Genomic DNA, 19,807 nt, shown 5'->3' on the forward strand with positions numbered 1-19,807 from the left:
TTATGAAAAAAAACAATTATCAACTGATTTCTACAATTGGATTAATTTGGAAATCAAAACTTTTACTATTTATGAGGGCGACATTGTTCTTAGTATTGTTAAGCATAACACAGGTATTTGCAATTAGCACGTATTCTCAAAGTACCCGTTTAAGTTTGGAACTGAAGAATAGTTCCATTAAAAATATATTAGGACAAATTGAAGATCAGTCGCAGTTTTATTTTATCTACGATGCTACTGTTGTCAATGTGGAAAGGAAGACCAGTATAGAATCAAAAAATGAATTGATAACTGAAATCCTTGATGAAATTTTTAAAGGTTCAGATGTAGTTTATAAAATAAATGACCGCCAGATTGCGCTTACTGCAGTTAATTCAACTTTGAAAATTCAGCAAACAAAAAACATTTCGGGTAAAGTAACCGACTCCTCCGGTTCTCCACTTCCCGGGGTAACAGTCGCTGTGAAAGGAACAACCAAAGGGGCTGTAACAAATACAAATGGAGAGTATTCACTTCCCAACATACCTGAAGATGCAACACTACAATTTTCTTTTGTTGGAATGAGGACGCATGATGAGATTGTTGGTGGGCGAACAAAAGTTGATATCGTAATGGAAGAAGATATTTTTGGAATCGAAGAGGTGGTCGCTATAGGTTATGGGATGATGAAGAAAAGTGATCTGACTGGCTCAGTTAGCTCAATAAAGTCGGAAAGTCTGGTGCGCGCGGCACCGACCAAAGCCGCAGAAGCTTTGAGGGGAAGTGTTGCCGGCTTGAGCATTACGCAGTCAAATGGTAAAGTAGGCTCTGACTTTAAAATGACAATTCGAGGAATGAGTTCTATCGACAAAGCCAATACTCCATTGGTGGTAATAGACGGCGCAATGGGAGGAGACCTGAACATTTTAAGTCCTTCTGATATTGAAACAATTGATGTATTAAAAGATGCCTCTGCCTGTGCTATCTACGGATCAAAAGGAGCCAACGGAGTAATTATCGTTACGACCAAAAAAGGTACTAAAGGAAAAATTCAGATTACCTATGACGGAAGTGTCGGTTTTTCAACCCCGGTGAATATCCCGGATTATATGAACGTTGACCAGCATGAAGCACTTCTTGCGTCTCTGCCGGAGTTTGGAAGAAGTGAGATCACCCGTACAGACGAAGAATTATATAACCTGGAAAACAAAATTTATTTTGATTGGTTTGATGCAATACTTCAAAACGGATTGAAAACAGAACACAACGTGGCTTTGTCTGGCGGAGATGAAAAAAGTAACTACTATTTTTCTGTCGGATACAGTAAAAATGAAGGGAATATTCAACCAGAAGCTTATAACAGGCTAAATCTGAAAGCCGGTATCGACTCAAAGATAAGCGATAAGCTGAGCGCTGGTTTTAGCTCTTATTTTACATACTCGATACGCAACACAGGATCAACAGAAGCACTCAGAACTGCTTTTCGGATGAGATGGACCTTGTCGCCGTGGGATGAAGACGGTAACCTGACAATGTCACCTTCGGGAGTTAATGACTACGGTAATCCTTTGATAGAGATTCAAGATGAAAACAATTCTGTTGAAACAAGGGCACAAAATTTTATGGGGAATGCTTATTTGGAATATAAACCCATAAAAGGGCTTAGCTTTCGTTCTTCCTTGTCAGGTATTTCGAACACACAAAGATTTGGCCAGTATATTGGAATGTACACAAAATCTGTTCGGCAAAGACAAGACCGTGTTACAGCAAATTATTCACCTAGTCAAACGCTTTCCTATGTTTTGGACAATATTATTAATTACAGATGGGAAAAGAATAATCATAAACTAAATCTAACAGCTGTCAACAGTATTTCACAGGAACGCTACGAATGGATGTATCTGTCAGTTAAAAACTTTACAGAGAATACACAGTGGTATGCAATGCAAACAGCCAGCAACGTTAATAGCTACTCAAGTGGTTACTATGACTGGGCATTGGTTTCATTTATGGGCCGTGCCAATTATACTTACAAAGACAAATATTTGCTGACACTAACAAGTCGTTGGGATGGATCATCAAAGTTGGCCAAAGGTCATAAATGGGATTTCTTCCCCTCCGTTGCTTTAGCATGGCGCGCTTCTGACGAGCCATTTATTCAGCAGATGAATGTTTTTTCCAATCTGAAATTCAGGCTGAGTTACGGAGAGGTTGGTAACGATGATATTGCTCCCTATTCAACCCAGTCTTTGGTTTCAACAACCACCTATAGTTTTGGCAGCGACTTTGTGGGAGTATCTCCTTCTACTTTAGCCAATAGTGAACTGGGCTGGGAACGTAGTACAGAGTATAATCTGGGAATTGAAGCTGGTTGGCTTGATAATAAAATATCGTTGACCGCTGATTTATACAACCGGAGAACCAAAGGCCTTATTGTTGGTCGGAGTATCCCCACCGACTCAGGGTATAGTACAATAACAGGCAATTTCGCAAGTACAAGAAATAAAGGTATTGAGTTGACTTTAAATACAGTAAATATTTCAGCAAAGAATTTTTCCTGGAATACCAGTATTAATTTTGCAAAAAACAAAAACGAAATTTTATCGCTTGCTGAAGGCCTTCAGGAAATGGATGGCTCTGGTATTTGGAGATCTTACAGCAGAAAGTATAAGGTAGGAGAAGATATTTTATCTCATTACTACTATGAATTTGACGGGATATTTCAGGAAGGAGAAGAAACTTCAGAACTGGCTCAATCAATGTACGGGACCTCTGCCCAGGCAGGTTGGGTAAAAGTAAAAGACCAGACAGGAGATGGAAAAATTACAACAGACGACAAAAAAATACTGGGCACAGAAACTCCATCATGGACAGGGGGAATAACTAATACTTTAATATATAGAGATTGGGATCTTTCGTTCTTTTTATATACTGTTCAGGATGTGTTCTCTTTGGACGGAGTTTGGAGCGCATTAGCCCGTGCTGACAATTATTCTGAAAAACGCTTGTCGTTTGTCGATTACTGGACTCCTTCAAACCCTTCAAATACCTGGAGTTCGATAACACAATCGGATGGAAACCAGTTTACCGGATGTCTCTATCTTCACAATAATTCATGGGTACGCCTTCAGTATGTAACCCTTGGCTACTCTTTGCCAAATTCTTTGTTAAATAAGTTAGGCATTGCCAAATTAAGGTTTTATGCCACGGCAAATAATCCTTTGTTGTTCTCCGATTACAAAGGAAAAGGTTTTGACCCGGAATGGTCAACTGTAGGTTCTAATGGAGTCGGTGTGAGTGCAGCCAGTTATATTTTTGGTGTAAACGTAACATTCTAATGTATTATTAAAACATTGAAATTATGAAGAAGACATATATAAAAAAAGTTTTATTTATACTCCTGCTTGGTTTTTGCGCGGCGGGATGTCACGATTTTTTGGAAGAAGACCCCAAGGGAGATATCACAACCAATGTTGTTTATTCAACAGAAGCCGGATATGAAGCCCTGATTACTTCGTGTTATTCGATTTTGCACGATGTGGCCAATGCCAGAAATTTAGTATTAATGGGTACCGACTTATTTACCCAGACACCAACAATGACTGATAATGTTTTGAATGATTATTCTGCCTCTTGCTTAAATGCAACAAATGGTAATATTAGTGCATACTGGGATATGATGTACAAAGGAATACAATGGTGTAACACAGCAATTGATCGAAAGAACGATGTGGAAGGGATGGCTGAGACAACACTAAACCAGCGTTATGCAGAAGCCGTATTTTTACGTGCTCTGTACCATTTCTTTTTGGTTCAGCAATTTGGCGATATTCCTTATCGCGATTACGAAGTTAAGGGCACAGAAACCGATGTTGCCCGTGCACCTGAAGCAACCGTCTATGCAAACATTATCTCCGACCTGGAATCAATTAAAAACAGTCTTCCTAAACTTTCCGGTCTTGATGACGATGACATCGGCCGTGCTTCGTGGGAAGCTGTGCGCCACTTAATGGCCCAGGTGTATTTAACCCGTGGGTGGGATTATAACGGAAAACTTGGCGTTTCTGATAGTGATTTTACAAAAGCTGCAGAGTATGCCGACGAAGTAATTGGGAGTATGGGAGACCTTACTTTAGAACCTGCAGAGATATATTTTAATGATGGTAATATTGATGGAGAGCATAATGATGATAATTCGGAAGTAATTTTTGCATTCCGTTTTTCAGAAGATCAGTCATTCAATACTGATTTGTACGGAAGTGCAGAAGACGGAAACTCATATCATGGTGCATTTAATATGAACCTTGGTGGTTTGCATGGGATACTGGATAATAACTCTTTTTATGGCATTTTTGCATTTTATACTGCCAGTAGTACTTGTGGTTCGAATTGTCATCAACCGACACAATATGCCTCTGATATTCTACATCCGGAAATGCCTGGTTTCGACAAACGTTATTCAGCTTTTTACAGAAATGTAATTACGGCTGAAATCGATGAGGAGGTGACGGACGGTGATTATGTCTATACGGGCGATACCATTGTTTATTTTCCCGGTGTTGAAGAAGGCGAATCCTATGCCGATGGAACTGTTTTCCATTCGGCGGATATCCTTGCAAACAATCCACATGCTTTAATATACACCCCTTCAATGTACGATCAGGGCAGTATGAATGACGGTATTGTAGGCTTCCTGCCTCTCTGGAAACATTTTGAGCCTTATGCAACAGACGTTGGAAACGGAACACGTGACCTGTTTTATATGAGGTTAGCAGGGACTTACCTTCTGTCAGCCGAAGCTCATCTGAAAGCGGGAAATGCAACGAAAGCTGCAGAACGTTATACTGCTGTTCGGGCAAGAGCAATCGACTTATCCAAGAGTCCTTCAGGAGTAGATCCTGATGCACGTACGGCTACAGATATTACAGTTGAAGATATTCTTGACGAGCGTGCAAGGGAACTAGCCGGAGAATACCATCGTTGGTTCGACCTTAAACGCACTAAAACATTATATGAGCGTGTAATAAAGTATAACTTGAAGGCAAATCAGGCCGGAGTTCTCGTTGCCGATGGATCAGATAAGTATTATCTCCGTCCAATTCCGCAAGATGAGCTTGAAAATGTAACAAATCCTGATTTTAAACAGAATGCAGGATATTAGATAGTATCTGCTGCAATTTATTCGCATAATAAAAAACTGCCTGGAAGACAACAAACAAGATTTTGATTGTTTACAAACAATAACTGAATCAATTTGTATTGTCCGGGCAGTTTTCTATTTCACATGGAAAAACAGCTAATAAATCGCAAAAAAAATTTATTCTCTTTATCGACTTCAATTGTTTCTCCCGCTTTAGTGCCTCGATTTTCTTATCTCATTTTTCAGTACAATTTAACATCCTGAATTGATCTTCCTTTCCTCCCTTTGTTTCTTTCGTCATTATGAGACAGCAATCGCTTTTTAGGGGCAGCACTAGAATCTAAACCATATTTTGTCAAGTGTTTCAAAATCAGGGGGGGGGCGTAAAAAAAAACATTTCAAAAATTTTTGTGGGTTGTACTGGATTCGAACCAGTGACCCCTACCCTGTCAAGGTAATGCTCTAAACCAACTGAGCTAACAACCCATACCACAAAAATATAAAAACAAGTTCATTTCTTTTACGAATATGAACTTGTTTCTACAATTATATAAAGAATTTTAAAATAAATAACACTGCCAAAACCAGCATTACGATTGAAATATCTTTAAATTTACCCGTCAGTATTTTTATCAGAATATAACTCAACATCCCAAAAACAATACCTTCTGCAATACTGTAGGTGAGTGGCATAAAAATAATAGTGATAAAAGCCGGAATGGATTCAGTGTAGTTATCAAAATCGATGTTCAGAATTGGTGACATCATAAAGAAACCTACCAATACCAAAGCAGGAGCAGTTGCTGCTGCAGGAACCATAGTAAACAGGGGAGCAAAAAACAACGCAACCAAAAACAATGCTGCTGTTGTAAGTGAAGTTAGACCGGTTTTTCCACCTTCAGCAACACCGGATGCGCTCTCTACGTAAGTGGTTACAGTACTCGTACCCAACATGGCTCCAACAGTTGTTCCGATAGAATCTGCAAAAAGTGCCTGTTTAACTCTCGGAACTTTTCCGTCTTTGTCAAGCATCCCCGCCTTTGAGGAAACGCCAACCAACGTTCCGACAGTATCAAACATATCCACAAAAAGAAATGTAAACAACACAATTAACATATCTGTTGTGAAAATATTTGAAAAATCCATTTTAAAAAGGATTGGAGACAACGACGGTGGAGTATCAATCAAATGACCTTCCGGAAAATGTGTCACTCCAAAAGGAATTCCTGCAATGGTTGCTGCAAAAATACCAATTAGAAGAGCACCTTTCACTTTCAAAACCAAAAGAACAGCAGTTAATAAGACGCCTCCCAATGCAATTAAAACTGCAGGAGATCCCATATTGCCAAGCCCAACTAAAGTAGCATCGTTATTAACAATTATTCCTGCATTTTGCAAGCCAATAAAAGCGATAAACAAGCCAATACCTGCAGAAACCGCATGTTTCAACGAAATAGGAATAGCATTTACGATCAATTCACGAATATTAAATGCGGTAAGGATTAGAAATATAATTCCTTCGAGGAAAACAGCAGTAAGAGCAAATTGCCAGCTGTACCCCATTCCAAGCACCACTGTAAACGCAAAAAAAGCATTTAATCCCATGCCCGGAGCAAGTGCAAACGGCAAACGAGCCACCAAAGCCATTACCAGTGTAGCCACTAAAGCAGAAAGTGCAGTAGCGGTAAAAAGGGCATTTTTGTCCATCCCTGTTGCACTAAGAATATCAGGGTTAACGGCCAAAATATAAGCCATAGTCATAAAAGTGGTTATCCCCGCAAGAATCTCGGTTTTAGCACTTGTCCCATTTTCTTTTAATTTGAAAAATTTTTCAAACATGATTTATACTTTTAAAATGTATATTTTACTGCCAGTGTCGGCTTCACAGCAAATTCATCACCAACGAAGTTATTGCTAAGTTCGATTTCAGTACCAAACGAGAAATTTTTACATGGGTTATACCACAGTTGAGGTTCGGTTAAGAAACGGAAATCGGTATCAGCTTCACCGTTAAATGTCCAGTCCATTCCTTCTTTCCAGAAATCCGCAAAACCGGTGAAAGTTAATTTACCTTGTGCCATTTGTACGGTCCACACAGCTGTTAACTGAAAAGCTGCATCTTCTTTATCCTTGATGTGCTTATAGTTGGCCTGCAAGGTTAAAATTTTTGAAAAATCAGCCGAAGCCCAGGTACGTTCCACACCTGCCAACCAGCAGTTTTCAATAGGAATCCAAACTCCACCGCCAACACTCATTGTTCCGCCATTGTATTCAACACGTGGCATAAATTTTTGAGTTTCGCTCCACTTAAAAGCACGTGCAATTTCCCAGTAGCCCAGGGAAATACCATTGTCAATACCACTCTGCTCCGAACCGTAATCCATGTCAACAAAAAAGAATGTTGATCCATACTTATCGGGACGAAACATTTCAACTGTTGAAGTCAACATTTTACGGCCTTCGCCGAAATCGTAATGTAATTGTAGGTTTTGAGCTTTTACTGCGACTATCAGTCCAATAAATGCAACGGTAAAAATTAGTTTTTTCATTCTTTTTGATAAATAGATTTGCCTCGCAAAAATATACAATTTGCCCAACTGGCAAAACCATAAAATTATCTTTCCTCTTTTTTAAATTCAGTCTAATTCATTAAATTACATTCGTTTTAAACCAACTACCATGAAAAATATCAACAGGAGAAGTTTTATTCAGACCGGAGCCAAAGGAGTTGCGGGAGCAGTTGCCGTGTCGGGCGGGTTAGCAAATCTAAGTTTTTTGCCGGCGGGAAATGCAACCATTGATGAAGTTGATTTGGGAAAAACAGGATTAAAAGTACCCCGGTTGGCATTTGGAACCGGTTCATTTGGATGGAAAAAAACTTCAAATCAAAAAAAATTGGGTGAAGATGCATTTGTCACTTTAGCCAAACATGGATACGATAGAGGTGTAAGGTTTTTTGAAACTGCAGACATGTATGGCACGCATGAATTTGTTGGCAAAGCCTTAAAAAAAGTACCGCGCGAGAACGTAACTGTTCTTTCAAAAATAATGGTTTACCAGCATCAAGACTGGTACACTCCTGAGCCGTTTCAGAAAAGTATTGACCGATTCAGAAAAGAACTCGATACCGATTATATTGACATCTTGCTGTTACATTGTATGGTAAACAGCGAGTGGCCTGACGAATACAAACGTTACATGGACGATTTCTCTGAAGCAAAAGAAAAAGGAATCGTCAAACGGATTGGGTTATCGTGTCACGATTACGGGGCATTAAAAGTTGCGGCAGAAAGTGATTGGGCCGATGTTGTGCAAGCTAGAATCAATCACAACGGTGCCCGAATGGACGGAACTCCCGTGGAAATTATGAAAATTTTGAATACTGCTCAGAATAATGGCAAAGGTGTAGTTGGAATGAAAATATTTGGGTGTGGAGAATTGGTTGAAGAAGCCGAACGCGAGAAGTCGCTAAAATACGTACTAAAAAGCAACAGTGTAGATTGTATGACCATCGGTTTTGAAAGCATAGAACAAATGGACGATACAATCGAACGCATTTCAAGAATAGTACATTCATAATATTACAAATAAAAACCCCGGTCAGGACGACCAGGGCAATATTGTTTTCGAAATAGGGAAGATAATAACAAAAACAAGGGTCTTATATATTTAAATTCCCCGACAGCCTAAAAAGTAACCCAAAACAGAAACTTTTTTTTAAACACTTTTATCAACAGCCCTGTTTAAAAAACTATTAAATGGATATAAAACCCTAAAAGACTGCACTATATTTTCAACAAAAGAATCACTCAATAATAATTTCGTGTCAAAATTTGTTGAAAAGACATAGGATTTATATTTCAAAAGCTCAATGTATTTATGATCTTTGGGAAAACCTTTAGGAGCAGTTTTTAATTTGTGGTCATACATTTCAGGGTAAAATTTTTTAAATTCCTTATTCTCAACAATATCCAAAAATTCCTGCGCATTCACTGCAATGTAATTCCGGATTGCCCGCAACGATTCGGCCTGAGGCATATATACCCCACCGCCAACAAAACTACCTTTAGGTTCAATGTGAAAATAATAACCAGGCCAATCTCCTTTACGCCCGCCTTTTGAGATAAAACTGCCAAAGTTGGTTTTGTAAGGTCTTTTATCAGTTGAAAAACGAACATCGCGAAAAATTCTGAACATACAATCTTTCGGGCTCAGCATAGGTATTTCCGGGTCAAATTTTCGTATCTCGTTGATTAAAACTTCGGTCATAAAAAGCATCTTATCGCGGCTTTCCTCATAACTTCCACGATTTTCATTAAACCACTCACGATTATTATTCCTGGACAGATCTTCAAGAAAGTTTAGAATTTTTTTCATTGGTAAATTGAATTTGAATTACTTTTACAACAAACATCTTGTTTGATTGATTAGTAAACTTAAAAAATAACAATCAAATTTTGAACATTACAAAAATTATATTTGCTCGGTCCTTTATAAACACTGAGAATTAGATTGTATTCAAATATAAAATCAGAAAAATGAAAAAGGTTGCCTTAATTGTGGCAGGAGGAAGTGGAAAAAGAATGAACAGCAATGTTCCCAAACAATTTGAAATACTGCAGGGTAAACCCGTACTAATACATACTTTTCAGGCCTTTTTAACATATAACCCAAATATGAATTTTGTGCTTGTGTTACCCAAAATCCAGTTCAGCCATTGGGAAACACTATGCCAAAAACACAACTTTAACTTAAAACATGAACTTGCAGCAGGTGGTGAAACCCGCTTTCATTCGGTACAAAACGGGCTCAAACTGATTTCCGATGATTCTATTGTTTTTATTCACGATGGCGTGCGTCCTCTGGTTTCGTCTGTAACCATTGAAAACTGCTACCAAACAGCTTTGCAACAAGGAAACGCATTACCTGTAATTCCGGTTGCCGAATCGGTAAGAAAAGTTGAAAATGACCAAAACATGGCCGTTAACCGCTCAAAATACTTTCTGGTACAAACACCGCAAACCTTTCAGGCCGAAAAAATTAAAACAGCATATAAAGAATCAAAAACCATCAATTTTACAGATGATTCATCGGTTCTGGAGAGTGCAGGTGAGAAAATACATCTGGTGGAAGGTAACCGCGAAAATATAAAAATTACCTACCCGCAGGATTTAATCATCGCCAACGCACTTTTAAAAATTCGAAACCAATAAATCGGACTGTATTCTAAAAACTTCGCTTTCCGTAACAAAAAAATCGCTGTTGGTTACCTCTATTTCGCCATTTACCGATTCAAACTGTGAAAACTTTTTTTGTACTCCTAGTTTTGAGCTGAAAACAATGTTCAGGCTATTTCAACATTTCAGTTGTCAAATTGTTAAAAATACAAACTATATAAACGAAATGTACTAAAAAAGTTTCCTGAGTTTATATTGATTTATAAAGCCATGGAAGAAAAAAAACTACACATATTAAAAAACGTCGGAAATCTCTACTTAAAATTTGGAATCAGGGGCGTAACAATGGATGATGTTGCCACCGAATTTGGAATTTCAAAAAAAACACTTTACCAATATTTTAAAGACAAGGAAGACTTCGTTGGCCAGGTTATCGATTACTATCTCAAGAATCCGGTTTTTAAACTCAACAGCGAAGACTCCGGGAATTCAATCGACCGCTATTTTGCACTCAGAAGACATGTGGCCAAAATGATCAAACATTTTAACAATAATCTTGAATATGAACTCAAAAAAACATATCCCGAGCTATATAAAAAGGTTCACAAGTTTAAACGGGAACGTGTATATAACGATACCGTAAAAATACTCCAGGATGGTATTGACGACGGTTTTTTCCGGTCTGAAATTGACACAGATATTGTTGCAAAGCTACAGGTAGGAAGAATCCTTTGCACATTGAATCCGGAAAATCAGTTTTTCACCGACGAAGAAGTCTCAACTCTGGAACTTTTTGACAAAATGATGGACTATCACATTCATGCCATTTGTACCGATAAAGGAATAAAATACTACAGAAAACAATTAAACAAAACAAAGAATGAAGAAAACAACTAAATTATTACTCAAACTATTTGCATTTCTTCTGGTTTCCTCTTCACTCGCGGCCCAAACTCAACAGGGCTCGTTTTCGTTGGAAGAAGCCCAGCAATATGCAATGGAGAACTCGTATGTTTTGCACAATACGCGGCAAGACATCACAAAAGCCCAAAAGGAGGTTTGGAAAACCATTACAACTGGGTTGCCACAGGTTTCCGGGAATTTTGATTATACAAAAAATATTGAAACCCCAAAACAACCGCTTCCCGTATCTTTTATCCCAAGAGAATTATGGCCCGAAGTAGGGATTCCGGAAGATACACCACCCGACGGAACATATCCAATCTCATTTTCACCGAAGTATAACTCCAATTTTGGAGTTTCGGTCTCTCAGCTGTTATTCGATGGTTCATATATTGTGGCGGTAGGATCTTCACAAATCTATCTCGACCTTGCAAAACAGGCCCATGAAAAAACCGAGATTGATATTCGCGATGCGGTTGCCCAGGCCTACTATATGGTTTTAATTGGTTTGGAGAACAAAAAGGTGATGGAAGAGAACCTGGAAAACACAAAAAAACTGTACACCGAAACAAAAGCATACTATGATAATGGTTTTCGTGAAGAGCAGGATGTTGACCAAATGCAACTGATGGTTAAAAATGCCGAGAACGAAATTTTGAAGGCTGACCGTGAAATTACCGTTGCCAAAGTAGTTTTAAAATATACCATGGGGTACGACATGGAACAGGAAGTTGAACTTACTGATGACGTAAAAACATTTCTTGCTCCTATTCTTGCTGGCCGCAACAATAATGGTTTTGATATTTCCGGCCACGTAGATTACAAACTGGCAAACACAAATTACCAGGTGTCAGAAAAACTGTTGAAACTTGAAAGAGCAGCTTACTTGCCAACATTAAGTGCCTTTTACAGTTATTCTAAAACAGTTTTCGGGAACAATGCAAATGTCTTTAGTTCCGACGTTTCATGGTTTCCGTCTTCATTGATTGGATTTCAACTTTCAGTTCCGATTTTCAATTCGGGGCAAAAAATGTTCAGAGTTCAGCAGGCAAAAATTGATTTGGACAAAGCAGCGACCGATCGCCAGTTGGCTGAAATGACTCTTCAAAAGGATTATTTAACTGCCAAAGCCGACATGGAATCAGCAGTGGAGAAACTGGAAAACGATATTGAAAACCGCGATTTGGCAGAAAAAATTTTGGACAAATCAAAAATAAAGTTCAATAATGGAATTACAAGCAGCACCGAATTGTCGCAGATAGAAACACAATACATTCAATCACATGGCGCATACATCGGTTCCACTCTGCAAGTACTTCAGGCCGACCTGAAATTGAAAAAAGCAATCGGAGAACTATAACAAAACAAATCAGAAACAAAAAAAACAACAATAATGAAAAAGATAGTAATAAGTTTATTTGCAGTAGCACTACTGGCATCATGCAGCAGCACTACTGATGATGTTGAAGCAAAACGTCAGGAACTGCAAAAATACAAGCAACAGCAGCACGAGCTGTCTCAAAAAATTGAAGTGCTTGAAAAAGAACTCGCTTCGGCTGAAGAAGAGGAAGTGATAAAAGTTGAGGTAGCTGAACTTACACAAAGAGAATTTGAACATTTTATTGAAGTTAACGGAAATGTTGAAGCGGAATACAATATAAATGTCAGCCCAGAATCAGTGGGCGTAATAGAAGCTGTTTATGTAAAAGAAGGCCAACATGTTTCAAAAGGAGAATTACTTGCTAAACTAAAAACGGAAACACTTCAGCGCTCAATCGATCAACTGAATGTGCAGCTTGATTTGGCTACTACCAATTACAAGCGCCAAAAAAATCTTTGGGACCAGAATATTGGCTCCGAAATGCAGTATTTGCAGGCAAAAACAAATATGGAAAGTTTGCAAAAACAGATTGAGGGACTTGAATCGCAGATTGAAATGTCGGAAGTAAAATCGCCGGTTGACGGAGTAGTTGACGAGGTATTCCAGGAAAAAGGTGATATTGGAAGTCCGCAGGCGCCATTTGCAAAAGTAGTTAACATCAACAATGTAAAAATCTATGCCGATATCTCTGAAGCATACCTCACCAAAGTAAAAACCGGTGATAAGGTAAAAGTATTTTTCCCTGCAATCAACAAGGAAATTGAAACGCCAATCAGGCAAATCGGAAACGTTATAGATCCGAACAGCCGCACTTTCCGGTTACGTTTGGATGTAAACAATTCAAACAAACAAATAAAGCCGAATCTTCGAGCCGTAATTAAAATTCGTGATTATGTTGCCGAAAACGCCATTGTTGTACCCACGCTTTTTGTAAAAGAAGATTTCAGCGGCGAATATACCTACATCGCTGAGAACAGCGCTGGAAAAGACATCGCAAAAAAGGTGTATGTAAGTACCGGTGTAACCAATAATAATATGACTGAGGTAGTTTCAGGCCTGGAACCCGGAATGAAAATCATATCCGAAGGTTACAATCAAATTATGGATGGTTCGGTAATCAAATACTAAACCAAATTAAAAACCATTAACATTTTTTCAAATGGTTAAGGAAAAAGAATCAAACATTCAAAATATTCAGCGCAAGTTTAAACCAACCTATCTTGCCCTGAAAAATAAAACTACAGTATACATTTTTACAGCACTTCTCGTATTTTTTGGAATGTTTTCATACAACCAAATGCCGCGTGAAGCAATGCCCGAAATTGTAGTTCCCTATATTTTTGTTCAAACAATCTACCCGGGAAACTCACCCGAAGACATTGAAAACCTGATTACCAGGCCTATTGAGCAGGAACTGAAAGGGATGAAAGGAATCAAAGACGTTACATCTGCATCGTACCAGGATGTTAGTACTATTTTTATCGAATTCAATACCGATGTTACTATAAAACAGGCATTACAGGATACCAAAGATCGTGTCGACAAATCAAAATCGGAATTGCCAGATGATCTGGACTCCGATCCGCTTGTCACAGATTTTGATCTCTCGGAGTTTCCAATTATGAACGTGAATATCTCCGGTGATTTTAGTATGCGGGATCTAAAAAAATATGCTGAAGTTCTGCAGGACGAATTTGAAAGCTTTAAGGAAATATCGGAAGTAAATATCCGCGGGATTGAGGAAAGAGAAATCCAAATTAACGTAGATCCCTACAAGCTGGATGCCGTTGGTTTATCATTCAACGATATTGCACTTGCAATACAATTTGAAAACATAACAGTAGGAGCCGGTGAGTTTACTGCCGACCAAACCCGACGCATCATCCGGACAGAAGGGGATTATAAGAATGTTGAGCAGATAGCAAATACAATTATTAAGGTAAACTCAGGTAAACCTGTTTACGTCCGCGACATTGCTACCGTGGTTGATGGTTACAAGGAACGTTCGACAATTGCCCGCTTAAATGATAAACCGGTAGTTACACTTTCGGTAACAAAAAAATCAGGAGAAAATATTCTTGATGCTTCTGAAAAAGTACTCGCTTCCATCGACGAACAAAAGGAAATGGGTTACATTCCCAAAAACCTTGATGTTGTTGTTACCGACGAGTTAACAACCTATATTGAAGATACCATCTCGAACCTTGAAAACAGCATTATCCTGGGGATGATATTGGTTACATTTATTCTCTTCCTTTTCCTTGGATTCAGAAATGCTCTATTTTCCGGGTTGGCAATTCCACTCTCGATGTTTTTGTCGTTTGTTATTTTACAGCAGACCGGAATTACGCTCAACTCAATGGTTTTGTATTCACTAATTCTTGCCCTTGGGATGCTTGTTGACAACGCCATTGTTGTGGTTGAAAACGTGTACCGCCTGCATACGATTGGTTATTCCAAAATGGCAGCAACCAAAAAGGGAGTCAGCGAAATCGCCTTCCCGATTATTTCATCTACAATGACAACTCTTGCTGCATTCTTTCCTTTACTTATGTGGGAAGGAGTTGTTGGTGAATTTATGAGTATTTTGCCCAAAACGCTGATTGTGGTGTTGGCTTCATCGCTTTTTGTTGCATTGATACTAAACCCGCCATTTATCGCCAATTTTATAAAAATTGATGATATAAGCAGAAAAGCCAATGTAAAACGCGGATTAAAAAATGCCGGTATTCTAACGATAATTGCAATACCATTTTATTTGGCAAAAATTTACTTATTGGGAAATATCCTCATCACTATTGCCGCACTTACGGCTTTAAATATCGTGGCATTCCGCCCTCTTGCACGCTGGTTTCAGAAGAAATTTCTGGTATGGCTGGAAAATATTTACACCCGCCAATTGCGACATGCACTAACAGGCTACTGGCCTTTGGTTTATTTTGGCGGTACCATTATTCTTCTTATTTTTTCGATGGGATTTTATTTTGGAAGTCAGCCACGAGTTGTATTCTTCCCTGACACCGACCCACAAACCGTTTATGTAACCATGGAACTTCCAATTGGAACGTCGATTGATAAAACAGACGAAGTTTCCAGAGAAGTTGAAGATATTGTAAAAGAAACCCTGAAACCGGTGGAACATATTGTAAAATCGGTTACTACAAATGTTGGTGTTGGCAAGGGCGGAATGTTTGAAAATGAATCAAGTCCAAACAAATCGCTGACATCCATTTCGTTTGTTGAATATAAACTACGCGAAGGACTAAGTACCAGTAAAATCATGCAGGAAATTTCCAAAAACCTGGATGGGTTTGTAGGTGCCCGCATTTATGTTGAAAAAGAAGAAGAAGGTCCACCAACAGGAAGCCCAATAAACATTGATGTTTCGGGAGATGAATTTGACGAACTTATTCGAATAACCGACGACTTTGTCAACATGATTGAAGATGACGATATCCCGGGAATTGACGAGTTAAAACTTAATATCAACGTTAACCAGCCCGAAATGCTGATAAAAGTTGACCGCGAAAAAGCTCGTTTGTATGAAGTTTCAACACAGGAAATCGGGATGGCCTTTCGTAACGCTTTGTATGGATATGAAGCAAGCAAGTTTAAAGATGGTGAAGATGAATACGATATCTTTATTCGCTTTGAGGAACAATACCGGAATGATGTTTCAACATTAATGAATCAGAAAATACAAGTAAACGATCATAGTATTCCAATTTCTGCTGTTGCTGATTTCGAGTACTCAACCACCTATGACAAAATCAGCCGGATTGACAATAAACGCGTTATTACAATTTCATCTGGTGTTGTTGAAGGGTTTAATGCAAATGAAATCAACGAGCGTATAAGACAGGTTTTACAGGATTACGACATGCCTAACGGTTACAGTTATGAGTTTACCGGGGAACAACAGGAACAGGCAGAGAGTATGGAATTCCTCGAATTTGCATTACTAATTGCAGTGGCTTTGATCATGATTATCATGGTAACACAATTCAATTCCTTTATTAGACCGGCAATTATAATTGCTACCGTAATTTTTAGCACGATTGGGGTTTTCCTTGGGCTCGGAATTTTCAAAATGGAATTTGTTGTAATTATGACGGGAATTGGGATTATCTCGTTGGCCGGAATTGTTGTTAATAACGGTATTGTACTTATCGACTACATTGATATTACACGGCAGCGTAAACGAGACGAGATGGGATTACCCGAAGGAGCTTTCCTGCCTGTTAAAGAAGAAGTAGCCGCTTTGGTTGAAGCAGGAAAAACTCGTTTGCGCCCCGTTTTGTTAACTGCAATAACCACAGTTCTTGGACTACTGCCTTTGGCAATCGGGTTGAACTTCGACTTTTTCAGGTTATACACACATTTCGACCCGCAATTAACGCTCGGAGGTGAGAGCGTCGCTTTCTGGGGGCCAATGTCTTGGACCGTAATCTTCGGATTAACATTCGCAACATTTCTTACGTTGCTGGTTTCTCCTGTAATGTATATGCTGACCATCCGAATTAATTACCGGATTAAAAAATGGACAGGAAATCTTCCAAAGGCAAACAAAATGCAACAGCTTACAAAATAATACAAATTGACAAAAAAAGAGGAGGGTTTTGGCCTCCTCTTTTTTATAATATTTTGTTCCCGGCTTAATTCATATTAATCACTGTTCCAGGCGTAAAGTAGGCAGCATAGGCAGTTTGAGATTCCAAAGCTTCGATTGCTTTTTTTATTCCCTTGTCATCGTTAATCGCAGCGCGAATCGAACCTTTTTGGTAATAATAACGAGAAACAATTTCATCTTCTATCAATTCTTTAATTTCATCGCTAAATTCATGTAAATCTTTATCAAGATTGGGTTCCAGTTTTGCCTGTAGCGCTGCAAATTCATTTTCAGCAATTTTATAGTACTTTTCATCTTTTGCCGATTTCTTTAACTCTTCCAGAAGCTCTTTTGATTCCGAGTCGTATTCAAAATCATTTTCTTCAACAAAATTTTCAAACTGCTGGTAAATATCTTCATTAACTACAAAGTCTTCCGGCTCTGCTATTGATTCGTTCTCACTTGAATATTTAGTGGCAAAATCAAACACTATAAATTTGGTTATCAGAGCAATGCTCAGATTGCTTAATTCTTCAGGTTCAATTTTCAAATCGGGGACTACACCACCACCATCATAAACTTTTCGTCCTTTTTTAGTAGTGAACTCAGAAATTAAAGAATCGGGAACATGTCCTACACTCCCGTCTTCATTTCTGTGAGAATAATCGAGCGCCTGAATACAGCGCCCACTTGGAATATAATATTTAGCTGTAGTAACTTTTAGTTTTGTATTGTAACTCAAATCACGGGTTGTCTGCACCAGTCCCTTTCCAAAAGTACGTGTTCCAACAATTATTCCCCGATCCAAATCCTGAATAGCTCCGGCTACGATTTCCGATGCGGAAGCTGAATTACGATTAACCAAAACAGCAATATTGATAGTGGTATCGAGCGGTGCTTCCGTGGCTTTATAAACTTTATCCCACTGCTTTACTTTTCCTCTGGTACTTACAATTTCTTCTCCCTGAGGAACAAACATATTTACAATTCTCACTGCTTCCATAAGAAGCCCGCCCGGATTTGAGCGCAAATCAAGAATAAGTGATTCAGGTTTATTCTTCTTTAATTCAAGAAAAGCATTTTTCACGTCCTTACTGCAATTGGCAGTAAAGTTGGAAAGACGAATGTAAGCTGTGTTCTCATCCAGCATACCATAATACGGAACTGCATCAATACTAATCTTCTCACGAACGACATCAACTTCAAAAGGTTTCTTTTCGTACGGGCGCTGAATTTTAATTTTTACCGGTTTGTTTGCAGGTCCTTTCAACAGGTTGCTTACATCCTCTGTACTCATTTCCTCTGTTGATTTTCCTTCAACTTCAAGTATGATGTCTCCGGCTCTTAGTCCTGATTTTTGTGCTGGAAAATCTTCGTACGGCTCCGAAATAACAATCTTCCCGTTTTGTTTCCCGATTAAGGCTCCAATACCGGCATATTCACCCGTGGTCATAAAACGAAAGTCCTCAATCTGGTCTTCAGAAATATAATTCGTGTAAGGATCCAACGACATTAACATATCGTCGATGCTTTCCTTTACCAGTTTATTTGGACTAATCTCATCTACATAAAACATGTTCAGCTCTCTAAAAAGAGTGTGGTAAATATCCAGGTTTTTAGCAATCTCAAAGTTCTTCTGATCCTGGGTGAAACTAAAGAAGCCTACCCCTATTACAGCAACGATGGCTGTTCCTATCCAAAATTTTCTCCAATTCATCTCTTTCTTTTTTTGTTCTGAATATTTAAAATCCAGAAATTCACAACAATAATTCGTCAAAAATAAAAAAACTTACCTGATATCCGTCCTAAAATTCCCAATTCCATTACGTTAAAATAAATTAAAACCAGCAATTTAAAACATAACATTGCTCAAAATATTATATTCCGGGTTAACGAAAGTTAAAACCTGATTTCTATTAAACCATAAATTGTAATTGTTGTCAAAATCACCAGAAAACAGAACAATTGATTATTTATTTAAATGATGAAGTTATGAAAACTAAAGTTTTAGGATTATTTATGACAGTTGCTATGATTGTTGCAACTAATGTTTCAGCGCAAAATCCACAGCAGAAAAATGATTTTCGCAGATGGGACAAAGAGCGCATCGATCGCGACATCAATCCACGAGGTAAACACCAAAGTTTTTTTACAGATGAACAAAAAGAAACTTTAAAAGAAATGCGTTTGGAAATTGGGAAACAGGTAAAACCGCTCAGAAACGAACTCGGAGAACTCGAAGCCAGGCAACAAACGTTAAGTACAGTTGAAAAGCCGGATATGAATGCCATTTATAAAAACATTGAAAAGATTTCGGATATAAAAACTGAAATCGCTAAAATTATGGCAAAACACAACCAGGAAATCCGAGGCATGCTCACCGAAGAACAATTAATGAAATATGATAAAATGAAAAAAAGACAACAGAACTATCATCATGACTTTGACAAAAGAAACGGGATGGATAGAATGGACAGGCAACGGTTTGAAAAATCATAATACTTACTCATTAATCACTTTAGGGAGGCTGTCCCAAAAGGATTTTGTATTCGGGTAGGTATCTGAGAAATTTTTCAAATACTCAACTCTTCAAATACATAATCAGACTTTTGGGACAG

At 38.4% G+C, this 19,807-nt stretch carries 13 protein-coding genes and 1 tRNA gene; 9 read left to right on the plus strand and 5 right to left on the minus strand.

Annotated elements, in window-relative coordinates:
- The first annotated feature begins 2 nt into the window (after positions 1-2).
- Together K5G00_RS26020 and K5G00_RS26025 are read left to right on the plus strand one after the other, a co-directional pair.
- Positions 3-3,317: a TonB-dependent receptor gene (locus K5G00_RS26020; RefSeq protein WP_238769436.1), complete on the plus strand. Its 3,315-nt coding sequence runs from the start codon at positions 3-5 to the stop codon at positions 3,315-3,317.
- A 23-nt stretch (positions 3,318-3,340) separates the two neighbouring features.
- Positions 3,341-5,140, plus strand: coding sequence for a RagB/SusD family nutrient uptake outer membrane protein (locus K5G00_RS26025; protein WP_238769437.1), 1,800 nt, complete (start codon positions 3,341-3,343; stop codon positions 5,138-5,140).
- A 390-nt stretch (positions 5,141-5,530) separates the two neighbouring features.
- On the opposite strand, the gene K5G00_RS26030 is transcribed toward K5G00_RS26025, so the two are convergent.
- From K5G00_RS26030 to K5G00_RS26040, 3 genes are all read right to left on the minus strand, one after another.
- A tRNA-Val gene (locus tag K5G00_RS26030) sits at positions 5,531-5,605 on the minus strand.
- Between the two features lie 60 nt (positions 5,606-5,665).
- The gene (locus K5G00_RS26035; protein ID WP_238769438.1) at positions 5,666-6,958 is read right to left on the minus strand and encodes an NCS2 family permease; all 1,293 of its coding nucleotides are present in this window, start codon (positions 6,956-6,958) and stop codon (positions 5,666-5,668) included.
- Positions 6,959-6,969: 11 nt separating this feature from the next.
- Positions 6,970-7,668, minus strand: a complete 699-nt coding sequence (locus tag K5G00_RS26040) for a DUF5020 family protein (protein WP_238769439.1) — start codon at positions 7,666-7,668, stop codon at positions 6,970-6,972.
- 130 nt (positions 7,669-7,798) lie between these two features.
- Between K5G00_RS26040 and K5G00_RS26045 the strand changes: the two genes are divergently transcribed.
- Positions 7,799-8,698, plus strand: coding sequence for an aldo/keto reductase (locus tag K5G00_RS26045; protein ID WP_238769440.1), 900 nt, complete (start codon positions 7,799-7,801; stop codon positions 8,696-8,698).
- 138 nt (positions 8,699-8,836) lie between these two features.
- Here K5G00_RS26045 and K5G00_RS26050 read toward each other — a convergent pair whose 3' ends face one another.
- A complete protein-coding gene (locus K5G00_RS26050) occupies positions 8,837-9,496 on the minus strand; it encodes a DUF2461 domain-containing protein (RefSeq protein WP_238769441.1) in 660 nt (219 codons plus the stop codon).
- Positions 9,497-9,657: 161 nt separating this feature from the next.
- Here K5G00_RS26050 and K5G00_RS26055 point away from each other — a divergent pair, with 161 nt between their 5' ends.
- From K5G00_RS26055 to K5G00_RS26075, 5 genes are all read left to right on the plus strand, one after another.
- Positions 9,658-10,332: a 2-C-methyl-D-erythritol 4-phosphate cytidylyltransferase gene (locus tag K5G00_RS26055; RefSeq protein ID WP_238769442.1), complete on the plus strand. Its 675-nt coding sequence runs from the start codon at positions 9,658-9,660 to the stop codon at positions 10,330-10,332.
- Positions 10,333-10,566: 234 nt separating this feature from the next.
- On the plus strand, positions 10,567-11,193 hold the full coding sequence (locus tag K5G00_RS26060; protein ID WP_238769443.1) for a TetR/AcrR family transcriptional regulator: 627 nt from the start codon (positions 10,567-10,569) through the stop codon (positions 11,191-11,193).
- Positions 11,177-12,559, plus strand: a complete 1,383-nt coding sequence (locus tag K5G00_RS26065) for a TolC family protein (RefSeq protein ID WP_238769444.1) — start codon at positions 11,177-11,179, stop codon at positions 12,557-12,559. Before K5G00_RS26060 ends, K5G00_RS26065 begins: the two co-directional genes overlap by 17 nt.
- A gap of 33 nt (positions 12,560-12,592) precedes the next feature.
- Positions 12,593-13,708, plus strand: coding sequence for an efflux RND transporter periplasmic adaptor subunit (locus K5G00_RS26070; RefSeq protein ID WP_238769445.1), 1,116 nt, complete (start codon positions 12,593-12,595; stop codon positions 13,706-13,708).
- 31 nt (positions 13,709-13,739) lie between these two features.
- Positions 13,740-17,171 (plus strand): efflux RND transporter permease subunit, encoded by a 3,432-nt coding sequence (locus tag K5G00_RS26075; protein WP_238769446.1) that lies wholly within the window; start codon positions 13,740-13,742, stop codon positions 17,169-17,171.
- 64 nt (positions 17,172-17,235) lie between these two features.
- Here K5G00_RS26075 and K5G00_RS26080 read toward each other — a convergent pair whose 3' ends face one another.
- On the minus strand, positions 17,236-18,906 hold the full coding sequence (locus K5G00_RS26080; RefSeq protein WP_238769447.1) for a S41 family peptidase: 1,671 nt from the start codon (positions 18,904-18,906) through the stop codon (positions 17,236-17,238).
- A 275-nt stretch (positions 18,907-19,181) separates the two neighbouring features.
- On the opposite strand from K5G00_RS26080, the gene K5G00_RS26085 reads away from it, so the two are divergent.
- Complete coding sequence (locus K5G00_RS26085; RefSeq protein WP_238769448.1) at positions 19,182-19,688, plus strand: Spy/CpxP family protein refolding chaperone; 507 nt, start codon at positions 19,182-19,184, stop codon at positions 19,686-19,688.
- Positions 19,689-19,807: the final 119 nt, after the last annotated feature.

Origin of the sequence: Maribellus maritimus (assembly GCF_022267315.1) — a bacterium.
In the GTDB taxonomy this organism is placed as follows: Bacteria; Bacteroidota; Bacteroidia; order Bacteroidales; family Prolixibacteraceae; genus Draconibacterium; species Draconibacterium maritimum.